Annotated in this window: 15 protein-coding genes; 10 read left to right on the forward strand and 5 right to left on the reverse strand. The window is 54.5% G+C overall.

Going from position 1 to position 16604, the window contains the following annotated elements; genetic code table 11:
* Positions 1-216: 216 nt before the first annotated feature.
* Positions 217-879 (forward strand): fructose-6-phosphate aldolase, encoded by a 663-nt coding sequence (gene fsa / locus BM427_RS22150; RefSeq protein ID WP_090125984.1) that lies wholly within the window; start codon positions 217-219, stop codon positions 877-879.
* 10 nt (positions 880-889) lie between these two features.
* A complete protein-coding gene (gene gldA / locus BM427_RS22155) occupies positions 890-1993 on the forward strand; it encodes a bifunctional L-1,2-propanediol dehydrogenase/glycerol dehydrogenase (protein WP_090125987.1) in 1104 nt (367 codons plus the stop codon).
* An 85-nt stretch (positions 1994-2078) separates the two neighbouring features.
* Here the strand turns inward: gldA and metF are convergent, their stop codons facing one another.
* The 3 genes from metF to metB all read right to left on the reverse strand — a co-directional run bounded on the left by metF (position 2079) and on the right by metB (position 6777).
* Entirely contained in the window at positions 2079-2969 is an 891-nt protein-coding gene (metF, locus tag BM427_RS22160) for a methylenetetrahydrofolate reductase (RefSeq protein WP_090125990.1), read from the reverse strand.
* Positions 2970-3181: 212 nt separating this feature from the next.
* Positions 3182-5614 carry a bifunctional aspartate kinase/homoserine dehydrogenase II gene (locus tag BM427_RS22165; RefSeq protein WP_090125993.1) on the reverse strand — a complete coding sequence of 811 codons (2433 nt, stop codon included), beginning with the start codon at positions 5612-5614 and terminating at the stop codon, positions 3182-3184.
* 2 nt (positions 5615-5616) lie between these two features.
* Entirely contained in the window at positions 5617-6777 is a 1161-nt protein-coding gene (gene metB / locus BM427_RS22170; RefSeq protein WP_090125996.1) for a cystathionine gamma-synthase, read from the reverse strand.
* Positions 6778-7040: 263 nt separating this feature from the next.
* On the opposite strand from metB, the gene metJ reads away from it, so the two are divergent.
* Positions 7041-7358 (forward strand): met regulon transcriptional regulator MetJ, encoded by a 318-nt coding sequence (metJ, locus tag BM427_RS22175; protein ID WP_007369220.1) that lies wholly within the window; start codon positions 7041-7043, stop codon positions 7356-7358.
* 305 nt (positions 7359-7663) lie between these two features.
* Here the strand turns inward: metJ and rpmE are convergent, their stop codons facing one another.
* Positions 7664-7876 (reverse strand): 50S ribosomal protein L31, encoded by a 213-nt coding sequence (rpmE, locus tag BM427_RS22180; protein ID WP_007369223.1) that lies wholly within the window; start codon positions 7874-7876, stop codon positions 7664-7666.
* A 207-nt stretch (positions 7877-8083) separates the two neighbouring features.
* Here rpmE and priA point away from each other — a divergent pair, with 207 nt between their 5' ends.
* The 7 genes from priA to rraA all read left to right on the forward strand — a co-directional run bounded on the left by priA (position 8084) and on the right by rraA (position 16049).
* A complete protein-coding gene (gene priA / locus BM427_RS22185) occupies positions 8084-10276 on the forward strand; it encodes a primosomal protein N' (protein ID WP_090125999.1) in 2193 nt (730 codons plus the stop codon).
* Between the two features lie 124 nt (positions 10277-10400).
* Positions 10401-11426: a DNA-binding transcriptional regulator CytR gene (gene cytR, locus BM427_RS22190; RefSeq protein ID WP_090126002.1), complete on the forward strand. Its 1026-nt coding sequence runs from the start codon at positions 10401-10403 to the stop codon at positions 11424-11426.
* Between the two features lie 93 nt (positions 11427-11519).
* Positions 11520-12509 carry a cell division protein FtsN gene (gene ftsN, locus BM427_RS22200; protein WP_090126004.1) on the forward strand — a complete coding sequence of 330 codons (990 nt, stop codon included), beginning with the start codon at positions 11520-11522 and terminating at the stop codon, positions 12507-12509.
* A 93-nt stretch (positions 12510-12602) separates the two neighbouring features.
* Positions 12603-13133, forward strand: a complete 531-nt coding sequence (gene hslV, locus BM427_RS22205) for an ATP-dependent protease subunit HslV (RefSeq protein ID WP_090126007.1) — start codon at positions 12603-12605, stop codon at positions 13131-13133.
* A gap of 10 nt (positions 13134-13143) precedes the next feature.
* Positions 13144-14475, forward strand: a complete 1332-nt coding sequence (gene hslU / locus BM427_RS22210; protein WP_090126010.1) for an ATP-dependent protease ATPase subunit HslU — start codon at positions 13144-13146, stop codon at positions 14473-14475.
* A 66-nt stretch (positions 14476-14541) separates the two neighbouring features.
* Positions 14542-15471, forward strand: coding sequence for a 1,4-dihydroxy-2-naphthoate polyprenyltransferase (gene menA, locus BM427_RS22215; protein ID WP_090126014.1), 930 nt, complete (start codon positions 14542-14544; stop codon positions 15469-15471).
* 92 nt (positions 15472-15563) lie between these two features.
* Positions 15564-16049 carry a ribonuclease E activity regulator RraA gene (gene rraA, locus BM427_RS22220; RefSeq protein ID WP_007369230.1) on the forward strand — a complete coding sequence of 162 codons (486 nt, stop codon included), beginning with the start codon at positions 15564-15566 and terminating at the stop codon, positions 16047-16049.
* A 183-nt stretch (positions 16050-16232) separates the two neighbouring features.
* On the opposite strand, the gene zapB is transcribed toward rraA, so the two are convergent.
* Complete coding sequence (gene zapB / locus BM427_RS22225; protein WP_090126017.1) at positions 16233-16478, reverse strand: septal ring assembly protein ZapB; 246 nt, start codon at positions 16476-16478, stop codon at positions 16233-16235.
* Positions 16479-16604: the final 126 nt, after the last annotated feature.

Here is a 16604-nt window from a genome sequence, read left to right on the forward strand (position 1 = left end):
CCTGCGGCACTGGATTTTTATACGTTAAAAATCGCATCCCGCAGCTTAGTAAAGGTCTGAACCCACGCGTTTCATCGTGATACAGAGTGAGGTGTGAGCCAAATCTCAATTCGTCGTGAAGCTTACATTTATCCAGTGTTTGGCAGATTTGTTATATGGCGATTGTCTGGCAAGCACTCGTATGCTGGTGCCAGAAACGTTATACGAGGAAGTACGATGGAACTCTATCTGGACACTGCCAACGTGGCGGAAGTTGAACGGCTGGCGCGAGTTTATCCGCTCGCGGGTGTCACCACCAACCCCAGCATTATTGCCGCGGGAAAAATGCCGATATGGGATGTATTACCGCGTCTGCGAAATGCCATCGGCCCCGACGGAACGCTGTTTGCGCAGGTATTGAGCCGCGACGTGGAAGGCATGGTGTCGGAAGCCAGACGCTTCAATAACGCCTTTCCCGGCATCGTGGTAAAAATCCCGGTCACTACGGAAGGATTATCCGCCATCAAGCGATTGAAGAAAGAGGATATTGTCACACTCGGCACCGCCGTATACAGCGCCGCGCAAGGCTTGCTCGCGGCGCTTGCTGGAGCAAAATATGTTGCACCTTATGTCAACCGTGTCGATGCCCAGGGTGGCGACGGCATTCGCATGGTGCAGGAGTTGCAAACACTGCTGAAACTTCACGCGCCGCAAAGCAAAGTGCTGGCCGCCAGCTTCAAAACACCGCGTCAGGCACTCGACTGCCTGCTTGCCGGATGTGAAGCAATCACGCTGCCATTAGATGTAGCGCAACAAATACTCAATACGCCCGCAGTAGAGTCAGCAATAGAGAAGTTTGAGCAGGACTGGAAAACGGCTTTTGGCAACCTCAACCTGTAGGAGGCAATATATGGATCGCATCATCCAGTCGCCAGGAAAATACATCCAGGGAGCAGACGTAATTACCCGTCTCGGCGACTATCTCAAACCGCTGGCCGAACGCTGGCTGGTCGTGGGCGATAAATTCGTGCTTGGTTTTGCCCAGGAAACGCTGCAAAAAAGTCTGGCGGATGCCGGGCTGGCCTGTGAAATTGTGCCATTCGGTGGCGAGTGTTCACAAAATGAAATTGACCGGCTGCGCGGTGTTGCGGAAAACGCTCACTGCGGCGCAGTGCTCGGTATTGGCGGCGGGAAAACGCTGGATACTGCCAAAGCGCTGGCGCACTTCATGCACGTTCCGGTGGCAATAGCGCCGACAATCGCTTCCACCGACGCACCGTGCAGCGCACTTTCGGTTATCTATACTGATAACGGTGAATTCGATCGCTATCTGTTACTTCCCAACAACCCGAACCGCGTGATTGTCGATACCAAAATCGTTGCCGGCGCACCGGCGCGGCTACTGGCAGCGGGGATCGGCGATGCACTCTCCACCTGGTTTGAAGCCCGAGCCTGTTCACGCAGCGGCGCAAAAACCATGGCAGGCGGGCGAAGCACACAATCTGCGCTGGCGCTGGCCGAGCTGTGTTACAACACGCTGCTGGAAGAGGGTGAGAAAGCCATGCTTGCGGCTGAACAACATGTCGTAACACCAGCCCTGGAGCGCGTGGTGGAAGCGAATACCTATCTGAGCGGTGTCGGCTTCGAGAGTGGTGGCCTGGCGGCTGCGCATGCTATTCACAACGGTTTAACCGCCCTCGCGGATGTGCACCACTACTATCACGGTGAGAAAGTGGCGTTCGGTACACTGACGCAACTGGTGCTGGAAAACGCGCCGCTGGATGAGATCGAAACGGTCGCCGCGCTGTGCCACACCGTTGGTCTGCCGATCACACTGGCGCAACTGGATATCAAAACAGATATTCCGGCGAAGATGCGTATCGTTGCCGAAACGGCCTGTGCGGAAGGTGAAACCATCCACAACATGCCAGGCGGCGCAACGCCGGATCAGGTCTATGCCGCACTGCTGGTCGCCGACCAGTACGGGCAACGTTTCCTGGAAGAGTGGGAATAAGCGTTAACATACCCGGAGGTGCGAATGCTTACCGGGTCTGTAAAGCAAACGCCCGGAACGGTTGTTCCGGGCGTTTTATTTCAGGTCAGACGCCAGGGCGAACGCCCAGCGTGTGGCAAATCGCATAGCTCATTTCCGCGCGGTTCAGCGTGTAGAAGTGGAAATCCTTCACCCCTTCACGGCTCAAAATCTTCACCATATCCATCGCGATATTTGCCCCCACCAGCTTGCGGGTCTCGGCGTCGTCATCCAGACCGTCGAACATTTGCGACATCCACGCCGGAATACGAACGTTGGTCATATCAGCGAATTTTTTCGCCTGCCTGAAGTTGGAAACCGGCAGAATGCCCGGAACGATCTCCACGTCGATGCCGGTCGAGGCACAGCGATCGCGAAAACGCAGATAGCTTTCCACGTCAAAGAAGAACTGGGTGATCGCGCGGCTGGCACCTGCGTCCACTTTGCGCTTCAGGTTGAGCAGATCCGCCTGGGCGCTTTTTGCTTCCGGGTGTACTTCCGGGTAGGCGGCAACAGAGATATCGAAATCGGCGACCTCTTTTAACAATGTCACCAGATCGGCGGCATACATATCCGGCTTGCCGCCGCCCGGCGGTAAATCACCGCGCAGCGCCACGATATGGCGGATGCCATTATTCCAGTAATCCTGCGCAATCGCGCGCAGTTCATCGCGGGTGGCGTCGATGCAGGTCAAATGCGGCACGGCCTCCAGGCCGGTGCGCTCTTTGATACCTTTGATAATACTGTGAGTACGATCGCGCTCGCCGGAGTTTGCCCCATATGTCACCGACACGAATTTCGGCTTCAGGCTACTCAGGCGATCGATGGAGCTCCATAAGGTCTGTTCCATTTCACTGGTGCGCGGCGGGAAAAATTCAAAGGAAACATTAATCTGGCCGTGTACTTCAGCCAGGCTCTGATTCAGGGCTTCCCGCTGGTTGGCGTGAAAAAAGCTCATACCTTACCTCATCAATCGCATGTCATTGTCTATTGTTTGTGAACTTCTATACGTTTAGACGTCCAGATGTAAAAATGACGGAATTTACACAGGCCGTCAACCGGAAAATCATTATTCTGAGTGAGGAATGTTCAGTGAAGATGAAAAAAATTCATGACGAGCAATCAAATACTCTCTCCCCGCCCGGGGAGAGGGTGAGGGTGAGGAGAAAATTACAGCAATTGCGCCAGGCGGTTGATATCTGACTGGATAGCGCCGGCAGTGACATCACGTCCTGCGCCTGGTCCGCGGATGACCAGCGGATTATCGCGATACCAGCGACTTTCAATGGCAAAGACATTATCACCCGGCAGTACCGCCGCCAGCGGATGCTCCAGACGGACTGCTTCCACGCCTACGCGTGCTTTGCCGCTCGCATCGAAACGTGCGACATAACGCAGCACAAGGCCCATTTCGCGGGCAGCTTCCAGGCGCTGTACCATCTGCTCATTCAGCTCGTCGCCATTTTCGAAGAAATGATCCACCGAACCTTCTTCACAATGCGGAGGCACCAGCGATTCCACGCGAACCTGCTCTGGTTCGATGTCATAACCCGCTTCACGGGCGAGGATCACCAGCTTGCGCATCACATCTTTACCGGCAAGATCGACACGCGGATCCGGCTCAGTCAGCCCCTGCTGCCACGCCTGATCGACCAGGTCGGTAAACGGCACAGTACCGTCGAATTGCAGGAACAACCAGGAGAGGGTGCCAGAGAAGATACCGCTGATCGCCAGAATCGCATCACCGCTATCGCGCAGATCACGCACCGTATGGTTAACCGGCAATCCGGCACCGACAGTGGCGTTATACAACCAGTGGCGCCCCGTCTTTTCAAACGCATCGTGGATCTGGCGATAATTATTGGTCGTGCTCGCCCCGGCCAGTTTATTGGCGCTGATCACATGAAAACCGTGGCTAGCAAAATCCAGATACTGCCCGGCCAATTGCTCGCTGGCGGTAACATCCAGTACGACGAGGTCGTCATACGGGTGAGCGCGCATCCACAGGAACAGCGACTCTTCATCCTGCTCGACGGCTTCATCATTAAAGAAAGCCAGCGCACGGCTGGCATCCAGCCCATCGTAATTCAGCAGGCTACGGCGGCTATCCACCACGCCGGCCAGCACAAATTCAAACCCTGTACGCGCCGAAAGTGCGCTCTGCTCGCGGGAGAACAACTCCAGCCAACGGGAACCGATATTCCCCTTGCCGAACAACATCAGACCGATACGTTTTTCCGCGCGGAACAGCGACTGGTGCAACCCCTGAATCAGGTTCTCGGTCGGGCCAACGCGCAGTACCGCGACCAGGCTGATACCTTCGTCAGACTGCCAGATAAACTCAACCGGCTGACCTTTCAACTGCTGCCAGAAACGGTGGCTGTGTAACGGGTTACGGCATACGCCAGCACCGACCATCGCCACCAGCGCCAGCCCTTGTCGCAGGCGTAATTCACCCGGCAGACCGGCTTCATCCAGCAGTTTAAAGACGCTATCAACCACTTCTGAGGTATAGCAGAGTTGCAGCAGATTACGGTCGGCATGAGCACCCACTGCCAGCGGACGCGCCTGCGCTCGCTTGAGGAGCAGATCGATCTCTTTTTGCGCCAGTTTAAAGTCCTGTCCGCCAGGAACGAGTAGTTCAATCAGGCAGACATCATCGTGGCTCGTCACGATGCGCGCGCCGGTACCGGACGCCAGCACGCGTTCAATCCTCGTAGAGCCTTGATCCGGGTTATAGCTACAGCGCAGTTGCAGATCGATATTGCTGCCGGAAACCGGTTGCAGCGTGCGGGCATGTAGTACCGGAGCGGCAAGACGCGCCAGTTCGCTGGCTTCATCAAGACGCAGCAGCGGCAGCAGACAGGCATCTTTCACTTTGCGCGGGTCTGCGCTGTAGACACCGGCCACGTCACTCCAGATGGTGACGCGGGAAACATCGCCCAGCGCACCAATCTGCGTTGCTGAATAGTCAGAGCCGTTACGCCCCAGTAGCACCGTTTCACCAGCCTCGTTACGGCTGATAAAACCGGTGACGACAATGCGCTTGCCAGGATGTTGCGCCAGCTTTTGCTGCAAAAGGGGGTAAGATGCCCCTTCGTTCACCTGCGGCTGCGCCGAGCGCTCGGCACGCAGAAATTCGCGGGCATCCAACCAGGCCGCATCAAGACCTTGCTGATTGAGTACAGCGGCCATCAGACGCGCAGACCAGATTTCACCGTGGCCGACCACTTCCGCGTAAACCGCGTCGGTGATACCGCCGTCGAGCAGCGCCGCCAGATGTTCCAGATCGTGGATAAATTCGCTGGTCAGGCCATCGGCCACATCGGCGGGCAACAGCCCGCCAATCAAGTCACTTTGATAACGACGCAGGGATTGCTGAACCTGATGCGCAGAGAGCCTGTCAGTCTGGCTTAATTTCAGCCAGTTGATCAGTTGGTTGGTGGTGCTGCCCGCAGCAGAGACAACCATCATGTCGCCCGGTTGTGAATACTCCGCCATGATCCCTGCAACGCGGAGGTAACACTTCACATCCGCCAGACTACTGCCACCAAATTTGTGCAGTTGACGAGCCTTCGTCCCTGCCTGCGCAATCACACTCATGTTTACCCCTCAGCTGCGACCCGGAAGCCATTTTCCAGATCGGCAATTAAATCTTCGCTATCTTCAATACCGGCCGAGATACGTAACAGCGTTTCCGAGATCCCGGCGGCGGCACGCGCTTCCGGTGCCATACCTGCGTGAGTCATGGTGGCGGCGTGGGAAATTAAACTTTCGACCCCGCCCAATGATTCCGCCAGAGTAAACAGTGACAAACCGCTCAGGAAACGACGCAGCGTTTGCTCGTTGCCATCCAGTTCAAAACTTAACATCGCGCCAAAGCCTTTTTGTTGACGCGCAGCAATCTCATGCCCCTGATTATCCGGCAGAGACGGGTGGTAAAGCTTTTTCACCAGCGGCTGAGTTTGCAGGAAATCGACAATCGCCTGTGCGTTACGCTGCGCCACTTCCATACGCGGCGACAACGTGCGCAGCCCGCGCAACAGCAAATAGCTGTCGAAAGCGCTGCCGGTGACGCCAATATTATTTGCCCACCATGCCAGTTCGGTGACAGTCTCTGCATCTTTTGCTATCACCACGCCCGCTACCACATCGGAATGCCCGTTGAGGTATTTAGTGCAAGAGTGCAGCACCAGATCGGCTCCCAGCAACAGTGGATTTTGCAACGCCGGGCTGAGGAAGGTGTTATCAACGACGCTAACTGCGCCCGCTTCACGCGCCAGTTGGCAAATTTTCGCAATATCCACGACGCGCAACAATGGGTTGCTTGGACTTTCTACCAGCACCAGTTTCGGTTTTTCCGCCAGCGCTGCTTTCAGCGCCTGTTCATCGCCCTGATCGACGAATTTCACACGGTAGCAGCCGCGCTTCGCCAGGCTGTCGAACAGGCGATAGCTGCCGCCGTAACAATCATGCGGTGCAACCAGCAGATCGCCTGGCTTGAGGAAAACCGTGGTCACCAGATGAATCGCCGACATGCCGGTATTGGTCAACACCGCGCCAGCGCCACCTTCCAGCTCCGCCAGCGCGCGCTGTACCACATCACGCGTGGGGTTACCGCGACGCGAGTAGTCATGCGCGCGGGGTTCGTTAAAACCGGTGAAATTATAGGTACTGGAGAGGTGAATCGGCGGGACAACGCAGCCATACTGCTCGTCATCGTTCAATCCGCTACGCACTGCAATGGTGGCCTGTTTACGCGTCATGGTGAAGGCTTCCTAGCTTAATGGATGAAAAATCTGACCACAGAGTAAACATTGAATAGATAGACGTCAATACATCTGGACATCTAAACTTCTTTGCGTATAGATTGAGCAAACACGCAATAGCCGTTAAAATTATATGCTTTAGTGTGGGCGCGCAGAGCGATACACCGTGTCACTGTGATGACTCTACGGTAAACTACGCGGGATTACAGCCTGGGCTCGCCCGGGTTTAGACTAATGACTGAGAGGATTAAAGGTATCTCATGGCTGAATGGAGCGGCGAATATATCAGCCCATACGCTGAGCACGGCAAGAAGAGTGAGCAAGTAAAGAAAATTACGGTTTCCATTCCTCTTAAGGTGTTAAAAATCCTCACCGATGAACGTACCCGTCGTCAGGTGAACAACCTGCGTCACGCCACCAACAGCGAGCTGCTGTGCGAGGCATTCCTGCATGCGTTCACCGGTCAGCCTCTGCCGAACGATGAAGATCTGCGTAAAGAGCGCAGTGATGAAATCCCGGAAGAGGCGAAAGTGATTATGCGTGAACTGGGCATCGACCCGGATACCTGGGAATACTGATTCAAAACAAAAGGGCGGAAGATATCTTCCGCCCTTTTTGCTTATGTCAGCCGCCCAATCAGAAGCGCGTCACTTCCGGGTGTACTTATGCCAGAGAAAGCAGGTAAGACATAAATACATTTTTCATTGCCGTCAGCATATCACGCCTCTTTTTCGCTCTGTTCACAGGACCGGAATGACGAAGAAGGATATGTGCATTTTTTAATGCAGAGCAATATTTTTGTGATTCATATCACAAAAAAATCCCCATTCGGCAATCTGCAGAGACAAAAAAAGCGCCTCGCGGCGCTTTTTTCTTTGGCAACTTATTTGCTGCCCGGGATGCTGAAGCGTTTGTTGAAACGCTCAACACGACCACCGGTATCAACAACACGTTGTTTACCAGTAAAGAACGGGTGGCATTTGCCGCACACGTCCAGGTTCAGGTCGTGGCCCACGGTGGAGTGGGTTTTGATCACATTACCGCAAGAACAGGTTGCAGTAATCGCAACGTAATTCGGGTGAATACCTTTTTTCATGGGAAACCTCAGTTTAAGGCCGCGTCGCTCTTCCAGCCCTAACGCCAGACACCACGCGAGTTAAATAATAAGTGTATCTTTGGCGCGCTAAATCCGCACTAAAGGCGGCGAATCATACAGAAACTAACCAGCACATGCAAACTGATCCGCTCGCCCGTAGCAACAATGTGTATACTAACCCGCCAGTTTTCAAGTCAGGAAGATGAGATGCCCGTCGCCCACGTTGCGCTGTCTGTACCCTTACCCCGCACCTTTGATTATCTGTTGCCGGACGACATGATCGTCCGTGCAGGTTGTCGCGTGCGCGTGCCGTTCGGTACTCAGCAACGCGTTGGCGTCGTAGTAGCGATCAGCGATAAAAGCGAGTTGCCGCTTACCGAGCTGAAGCAGGTAGAAGAAGTGCTCGACAGCGAGCCCGCTTTTTCGCCCGCCGTCTGGCGTCTGTTGTTATGGGCAGCTGACTATTACCATCATCCGATCGGCGATGTACTGATCAATGCCCTTCCCGTTCTGTTACGCCAGACAAAAACGACCAGCGCAGAGTTTCAGGGCTACTGGTTCGTCACTGAGCAGGGCCAGGCGACAGACATTAACCGCGTGAAGTCAGCAAAGCAGCAGCAGGCGCTTTCGGCTCTGCGTAAAGGCAAAATCTGGCAGCACCAGTTGGCTGCTCTGGATCTGAAAAGCGTCACTCTGCAGGCGCTGCGCGCCAAAGGGCTGGCAGAAATGAGCAGCGAAACGCCGATATTCAGCGACTGGCGCAGCCAATTCTTCGTCAGCGGCGACAGGCTGCGGCTGAACACGGAGCAGGCCACTGCCGTCGGCGCTATTCACAGTGCGGCCGATCAATTCTCTGCCTGGCTACTGGCAGGCGTCACGGGTTCCGGTAAGACCGAAGTCTATTTAAGTGTGCTGGAAAATGTGCTGGCGCAAGGTAAACAGGCACTGGTGATGGTGCCGGAAATTGGCCTGACGCCGCAAACCATCGCCCGCTTTCGTGAGCGCTTTAACGCGCCGGTCGACGTGCTGCATTCAGGCCTCAACGACAGTGAGCGTCTTACCACATGGCAAAAAGCGAAAAACGGCGAAGCAGCAATTGTTATCGGCACACGTTCATCGCTGTTCACACCGTTTAAAAACCTCGGCGTGATCGTTATTGATGAGGAGCACGACAGCTCCTATAAACAACAGGAAGGCTGGCGCTATCACGCGCGGGATCTGGCGGTCTATCGCGCCCATAGCGAACAGATCCCCATCATTCTCGGCTCGGCGACTCCCGCGCTGGAGACCTTATATAATGTGCGAGCACGAAAATACCGGTTGCTACGCCTGACGCGCCGCGCTGGCAGTGCGCGCCCGGCAATACAGCATGTGCTGGATATGAAAGGCCAGCAGTTGCAGGCCGGATTAGCACCCGCACTCATCAACCGCATGCGCCAGCATTTGCAGGCAGGCAATCAGGTGATCTTGTTTCTTAACCGCCGGGGTTTCGCTCCGGCTCTGCTGTGCCATGACTGCGGCTGGATAGCAGAATGCCCACGTTGCGATCACTACTACACTTTTCACCAGGCACAGCAGCATTTGCGCTGCCACCATTGCGATAGCCAGCGCCAGGTGCCGCGCCAGTGTCCCTCCTGCGGCTCCACGCACCTGCTGCCCGTTGGTTTAGGGACTGAACAACTGGAACAGGCGCTTGCGCCGCTGTTCCCTGGCGTGCCGGTGTCGCGTATCGATCGTGATACTACCAGCCGCAAAGGTGCACTGGAGCAGCACCTGGCGGAAGTTCATCGCGGTGGTGTGCGGATCCTGATTGGTACACAGATGCTGGCAAAAGGCCATCACTTCCCGGATGTGACGCTGGTAGCGCTGCTGGATGTCGATGGCGCACTCTTTTCTGCGGATTTCCGCGCGGCGGAGCGGTTTGCTCAGCTCTACACCCAGGTTTCGGGCCGCGCCGGACGTGCCGGGAAGCAAGGCGAGGTGGTGCTGCAAACCCACCATCCTGAACATCCCTTGCTGCAAACCCTGCTGCATAAAGGTTACGATACCTTTGCAGAACAAGCGCTGGCCGAGCGTCAAACGCTGCAGCTGCCGCCGTGGACCAGTCATGTGTTGATCCGCGCAGAAGATCAGAACAATCAGTACGCTCCGCTGTTCCTGCAACAGTTGAAAAACTTACTACAAGCCAGCCCGCTGGCAGATAACCAACTGTGGATCCTCGGCCCGGTTCCGGCGATGGCGGCGAAACGCGCCGGACGCTATCGCTGGCAGATCCTACTGCAACACCCTTCCCGCATTCGCTTACAGCATATTGTCAGCGGCGCGCTGGCGTTGATTAACACGCTGCCCGATGCGCGGCGGGTTAAATGGGTGCTGGATGTTGATCCTATCGAGAGCTGAGGTTGCGATCGGCGGCATAAAATTCAACTTTCATCACACTTTTCATGAAAATTCTGTAACCGCTGCGTCTAACTATCTGATAAAAATGTGACTACGCTTGCGCAGTGCATGCGAGGAGAACAAGTTGAAACCCAAAAATCAGGTCGCAGCAGCGACCATGAAAGATGTTGCCATGAAAGCAAAGGTTTCTACGGCAACCGTATCCCGTGCATTAATGAATCCGGAAAAAGTGTCGCAGACGACCCGTAATCGGGTTGAACAAGCCGCCATGGAAGTGGGTTATTTACCCCAGTCGATGGGACGTAACGTCAAGAGAAACGAATCCCGCACTCTGCTGGTGATTGTGCCGGATATCTGTGATCCCTTTTTCAGCGAAATCATTCGCGGGATTGAGGTTACCGCGGCCGAACACGGCTATCTGGTACTGATTGGCGATTGCGCCCATCAGAATCAGCAAGAAAAAACGTTTATCGATCTGATCATTACCAAGCAAATCGACGGCATGCTGCTGTTAGGTTCACGCCTGCCGTTCGACGCCAGTATTGAAGAGCAGCGCAATTTGCCGCCGATGGTCATGGCGAATGAATTTGCTCCTGAGCTGGAGCTGCCAACCGTACACATTGATAACCTGACCGCCGCTTTTAATGCCGTCAATTATCTACAGGAACAAGGGCACCGTCTGATTGGCTGCATTGCCGGGCCTGAAGAGATGCCATTGTGCCACTACCGCTTGCAGGGTTATGTGCAGGCGCTGCGCCGCTCCGGAACGACCGTCGATCCGCACTATATTGCGCGCGGTGATTTTACCTTTGAAGCCGGAGCACACGCGCTGGAACAGCTGCTGATGTTGCCCAAGCCGCCAACGGCGGTGTTCTGCCACAGCGACGTTATGGCGCTGGGTGCGCTGTCGCTCGCCAAACGCCGGGGACTGAAAGTACCGGACGACTTATCGATCATCGGTTTCGATAACATTTCTCTGGCAGAGTATTGCGACCCGCCGCTAACCACCGTTGCCCAGCCGCGCTACGAAATTGGCCGCGAATCGATGCTGCTCCTGCTCGAACAACTGCAAGGTCATAACGTCAATAGCGGATCACGCCTGCTGGATTGCGAATTAATCCTGCGCGGCAGTACCCGCGCGATTACGTAAAAACCGGGCTTTAAGACACCCCCTTCTGGTCAAAAGCCCGTCGCTTAAGTAACATGGCGGGCTGATAAACGATATACATACAGCGAAACGATAGTGGCACAACGAGATTATGTACGCCGCAGCCAGCCGGCTCCTTCGCGGCGAAAAGCGAGCAACTCAAGAAAAAAGCAACGCAGCAGGTCTGCGGTCTCTCCAGCCATGGTCGCTATCGCGGCGGCTGTGCTGGTCGCCTTTATCGGTGGTCTGTACTTTATTACGCACCACAAAAAAGAAGAATCCGAATCGCTGCAAAATCAAAAGGTCACCGGTAACGGCCTGCCGCCGAAGCCGGAAGAGCGCTGGCGCTACATCAAAGAGCTGGAAAGCCGTCAGCCAGGCGTGCTTGCGCCGACAGAACCCTCTGCAGGTGGAGAGGTGAAAACGCCGGATCAACTGACAGATGAACAGCGCCAGCTGTTAGCGCAGATGCAGGCGGATATGCGCCAGCAGCCGACGCAGCTTAATGAAGTACCGTGGAACGAACAGACGCAGGAACAACGTCAACAAACGTTGCAGCGTCAGCGCCAGGCACAGCAGCAACCGCAGTGGACGCAAACGCAGCCAGTACAGCAACCGCGTGCGCAGACGCACATTGTGGAACAGCCGGTACAGCAACAACCAGCGCGGACAACAGCCGCTGCACCGCGCCAAACGCAAGCTCAGCAGCAACCGAAAACCGCCGCCACATCGCAACCGTACCAGGATCTGTTGCAAACGCCGCCGCATACCACGGCAGCACAGCCGAAAGCGCAGCAAGCCGCGCCGATAACACATGAAGCGGAAGCGCCGAAAACACAAACGGCAGAGAAAAAAGATGACCGCCGTTGGATGATCCAGTGTGGTTCGTTTAAAGGTCAGGAGCAGGCAGAAACCGTGCGTGCCCAACTGGCATTTGAAGGATTTGATTCACATATCACCAGTAACAACGGCTGGAACCGCGTGGTACTTGGTCCGCTAAAAGGCAAAGAGAATGCCGATTCCACCATTAGCCGTCTGAAAATGGCGGGTCATACAAACTGTATCCGTCTCGCCTCCGGGGGTTGAAACCCCCAAAATCTCCCCCATCTATAATTGCATTCTGCCCCCGTACGCTGTGCGGGGCGCTGTATTCTGCATTTGTAACCAAGGGGTCTGCTCGTGACAACAATCGTAAGCGTACGCCGTAACGGCCACGTCGTTATTGCCGGTGATGGCCAGGCCACACTGGGTAATACCGTAATGAAGGGCAACGTGAAAAAAGTCCGCCGCCTGTATAACGATAAAGTTATCGCAGGGTTTGCCGGTGGTACAGCCGATGCCTTCACTCTGTTCGAACTCTTCGAACGTAAACTGGAAATGCACCAGGGCCATCTGGTGAAAGCAGCTGTCGAGTTAGCGAAGGACTGGCGCACCGATCGCATGCTGCGCAAGCTGGAAGCGCTGCTGGCGGTAGCAGATGAGAACGCGTCGCTGATCATCACTGGTAATGGTGATGTGGTTCAGCCGGAAAATGACCTGATCGCTATCGGTTCCGGCGGGCCATACGCCCAGGCCGCAGCCCGTGCGTTACTGGAAAATACTGAGCTTGGCGCGCGTGAAATCGCTGAGAAGGCGTTGGATATTGCAGGCGATATCTGCATTTACACCAACCATTTCCATACCATCGAAGAATTATCCTCTAAAGCGTAAGGATCTCCCAATGTCTGAAATGACCCCACGCGAAATTGTCAGCGAACTGGACAAACACATTATCGGCCAGAACGCGGCCAAGCGTTCAGTGGCAATCGCCTTGCGTAACCGCTGGCGCCGTATGCAGCTTAATGAAGAGCTGCGTCACGAAGTAACACCAAAAAATATTCTGATGATCGGCCCGACCGGCGTCGGTAAAACCGAAATCGCTCGTCGTCTGGCAAAATTGGCTAGCGCGCCGTTTATCAAAGTTGAAGCGACCAAATTCACCGAAGTGGGTTATGTCGGGAAAGAAGTGGACTCTATCATCCGCGATCTTACCGATGCTGCAGTGAAAATGGTACGTATCCAGTCGATCGAGAAAAACCGCTACCGCGCCGAAGAGATGGCCGAAGAGCGTATTCTCGACGTGCTGATCCCACCGGCGAAAAACAACTGGGGCCAGCCAGAGCAACCCGTTGAACCTTCAGCTGCACGCCAGTCCTTCCGCAAAAAACTACGCGAAGGCCAGCTCGACGATAAAGAGATTGAAATCGATCTCGCCGCTGCGCCGATGGGCGTAGAAATCATGGCGCCTCCGGGTATGGAAGAGATGACCAATCAGTTGCAGTCCATGTTCCAGAACCTGGGCGGGCAGAAGCAGAAACCGCGTAAGCTGAAAATCAAAGATGCTATGAAGCTGCTGATTGAAGAAGAAGCCGCTAAGCTGGTCAACCCGGAAGAGCTGAAACAGGATGCTATCGAAGCCGTCGAGCAGCACGGGATCGTGTTTATCGACGAAATCGACAAAATCTGTAAGCGCGGCAACACCTCCGGGCCGGACATTTCCCGCGAAGGCGTACAGCGCGACCTGTTGCCACTGGTGGAAGGCTGCACCGTCTCAACGAAGCACGGTATGGTGAAAACCGATCACATTCTGTTTATCGCCTCCGGTGCGTTCCAGGTTGCCAGTCCGTCGGATCTGATCCCGGAATTGCAGGGCCGTCTGCCAATTCGTGTTGAGTTGAAGGCGTTAACAACGGAAGATTTCGAGCGTATCCTGACCGAACCAAATGCATCTGTGACCGTACAGTACAAAGCGCTGATGGCAACCGAAGGCGTGAATATCGAATTTACCGACGATGGTATCAAACGTATTGCGCAGGCTGCCTGGCAGGTGAACGAAACCACGGAAAACATCGGCGCTCGCCGTTTGCATACCGTGCTGGAACGTCTGATGGAAGACATCTCCTACGACGCCAGCGATCTGGGCGGTAAGACCATTATCATTGATGCCGAATATGTAAGTAAGCACCTTGATGCTTTAGTGGCAGATGAAGATCTGAGCCGTTTTATCTTATAATCCCGTTCACAACGTTTTCATCACATTCGATGGGGGCTTATGCCCCCATTTTTGCTGGCGTAATTTATGAACGAAACGCAATCTCTGAGCCTCACTCAGGCCTGGCTGGAAAGCCTGCGGCCTAAAACATTACCGCTGGCATTCGCAGCCATTGTCGTGGGTACCGTGCTGGCATGGTGGCAGGGTTATTTTGATCCGCTGGTTGCCGTGCTCGCGTTGATCACCGCCGGGCTGCTGCAAATTCTCTCTAATCTTGCCAATGATTATGGTGATGCAGTAAAGGGCAGCGATAAACCAGATCGCATTGGGCCGCTACGCGGTATGCAGAAAGGCGCCATTTCGCTTGCACAAATGAAGCGAGCGCTGATTATCGTGATTGTGCTGAGTTGTATTTCCGGGCTGTTGCTGGTGACGGCGGCAACACAGACGCTGGCGGATTTTATCGGTTTCCTTGTACTTGGCGGCCTGTCGATCGTTGCGGCGATTACCTACACCATTGGTAAGCGCCCGTATGGCTATATCGGCCTTGGCGATATCTCAGTGCTGATTTTCTTTGGCTGGCTGAGCGTGATGGGAAGCTGGTATCTGCAAGCGCATATGCTAATCCCAGCGGTTATCCTGCCCGCTACGGCTTGCGGCCTGCTGGCAACTGCTGTATTGAATATCAACAATTTGCGTGATATCGACAGCGACAGAGAGAACGGCAAAAACACGCTGGTGGTGCGTTTAGGGCCAATCAACGCCCGCCGCTATCATGTCGGCTTGCTGGTCGGCGCGCTACTGTGCCTGGCGCTGTTCAACCTGCTGTCATTGCGTAGCCTGTGGGGATGGTTGTTTGTCCTTGCAGCACCGCTGCTTATCAAACAAGCACTCTATGTGATGCGCGAACACAATCCACGCGCTATGCCACCAATGCTTGAACGTACGGTAAAAGGTGCATTGCTTACTAACTTATTGTTTGTTATTGGAATAATCCTTAGCAAGACACACCTTTAACTGATTAATGTCAATTAACAATTGATGATTTTGCCAACAGTGCAGGATGCGCGATATACTAACGTTTCTCGCATCAACTGAACGTTAATCCTATGAAATACGATACTTCTGAGCTTTGTGACATCTACCAGGAAGAGATCAACGTTGTAGAGCCGCTATTCTCCAATTTTGGCGGTCGGTCGTCTTTTGGGGGACAAATCATCACGGTGAAATGTTTCGAGGATAACGGGTTGCTGTACGATCTGCTCGAACAAAATGGCCGTGGTCGTGTCTTGCTGGTCGACGGTGGTGGTTCTATGCGTCGCGCGTTAATCGACGCCGATCTCGCACGCACCGCGGTGCAAAACGAGTGGGAAGGCATTGTGGTTTATGGCGCAGTGCGCCAGGTTGACGATCTGGAAGAGCTGGATATCGGCATCCAGGCGATTGCCGCTATTCCGGTTGGCGCAGCAGGTGAGGGCATTGGTGAAAGCGACGTGCGCGTCAATTTCGGCGGTGTCACTTTCTTCTCTGGCGACCATCTGTATGCCGACAATACCGGCATTATCCTTTCCGAAGATCCTCTCGATATTGAATAAACAGAAGGGTGCCATCAGGCACCCTTCTTCTTTCTTGCGTCAGACAACGCTTCGCTTATCCGATCCGAATGATTTCGTGTTGTAGCAAGGCATCAAGCAAATGATCCCCGGTAGCATAGATAGCCGGACTGGAATGAATGCGCGCAGCCAACACCGCTACAGTGCGAAAGATAACGAGTGTAATCAGACTTCTTCCATGCGGCCCAGCAGTGCCTGCAAACGCTCCTGCCAGCCATGCTGCTGCTCTTTCAACTGGTTATTTTCGCGCTCCAGTTCTTCACGGCTATTCTGTGCAGCCTGAATGTCCTGGGCCAGACTATTGTTCTTTTCTTTCAACTCTTCGATTTCCATCTGCAACAGCGTGATGGTATCAATCGCCTGCTGCACTTTCGCTTCCAGTTTCTCGAACACTTCTAATGACATTGTCATACCTCTCCTGAGTTGCAAGGCGTTGATAGGTAAACCTTCGTCCCTAATACCGGCGACGCCTTAATAAAATGAGCGCATTTCGCTTGCCTCCGATTGTATGAATCACGCCAGCCCCTGTCCAGCGCG

The organism is Kosakonia arachidis (assembly GCF_900116535.1).
In the GTDB taxonomy this organism is placed as follows: domain Bacteria; phylum Pseudomonadota; class Gammaproteobacteria; order Enterobacterales; family Enterobacteriaceae; genus Kosakonia; species Kosakonia arachidis.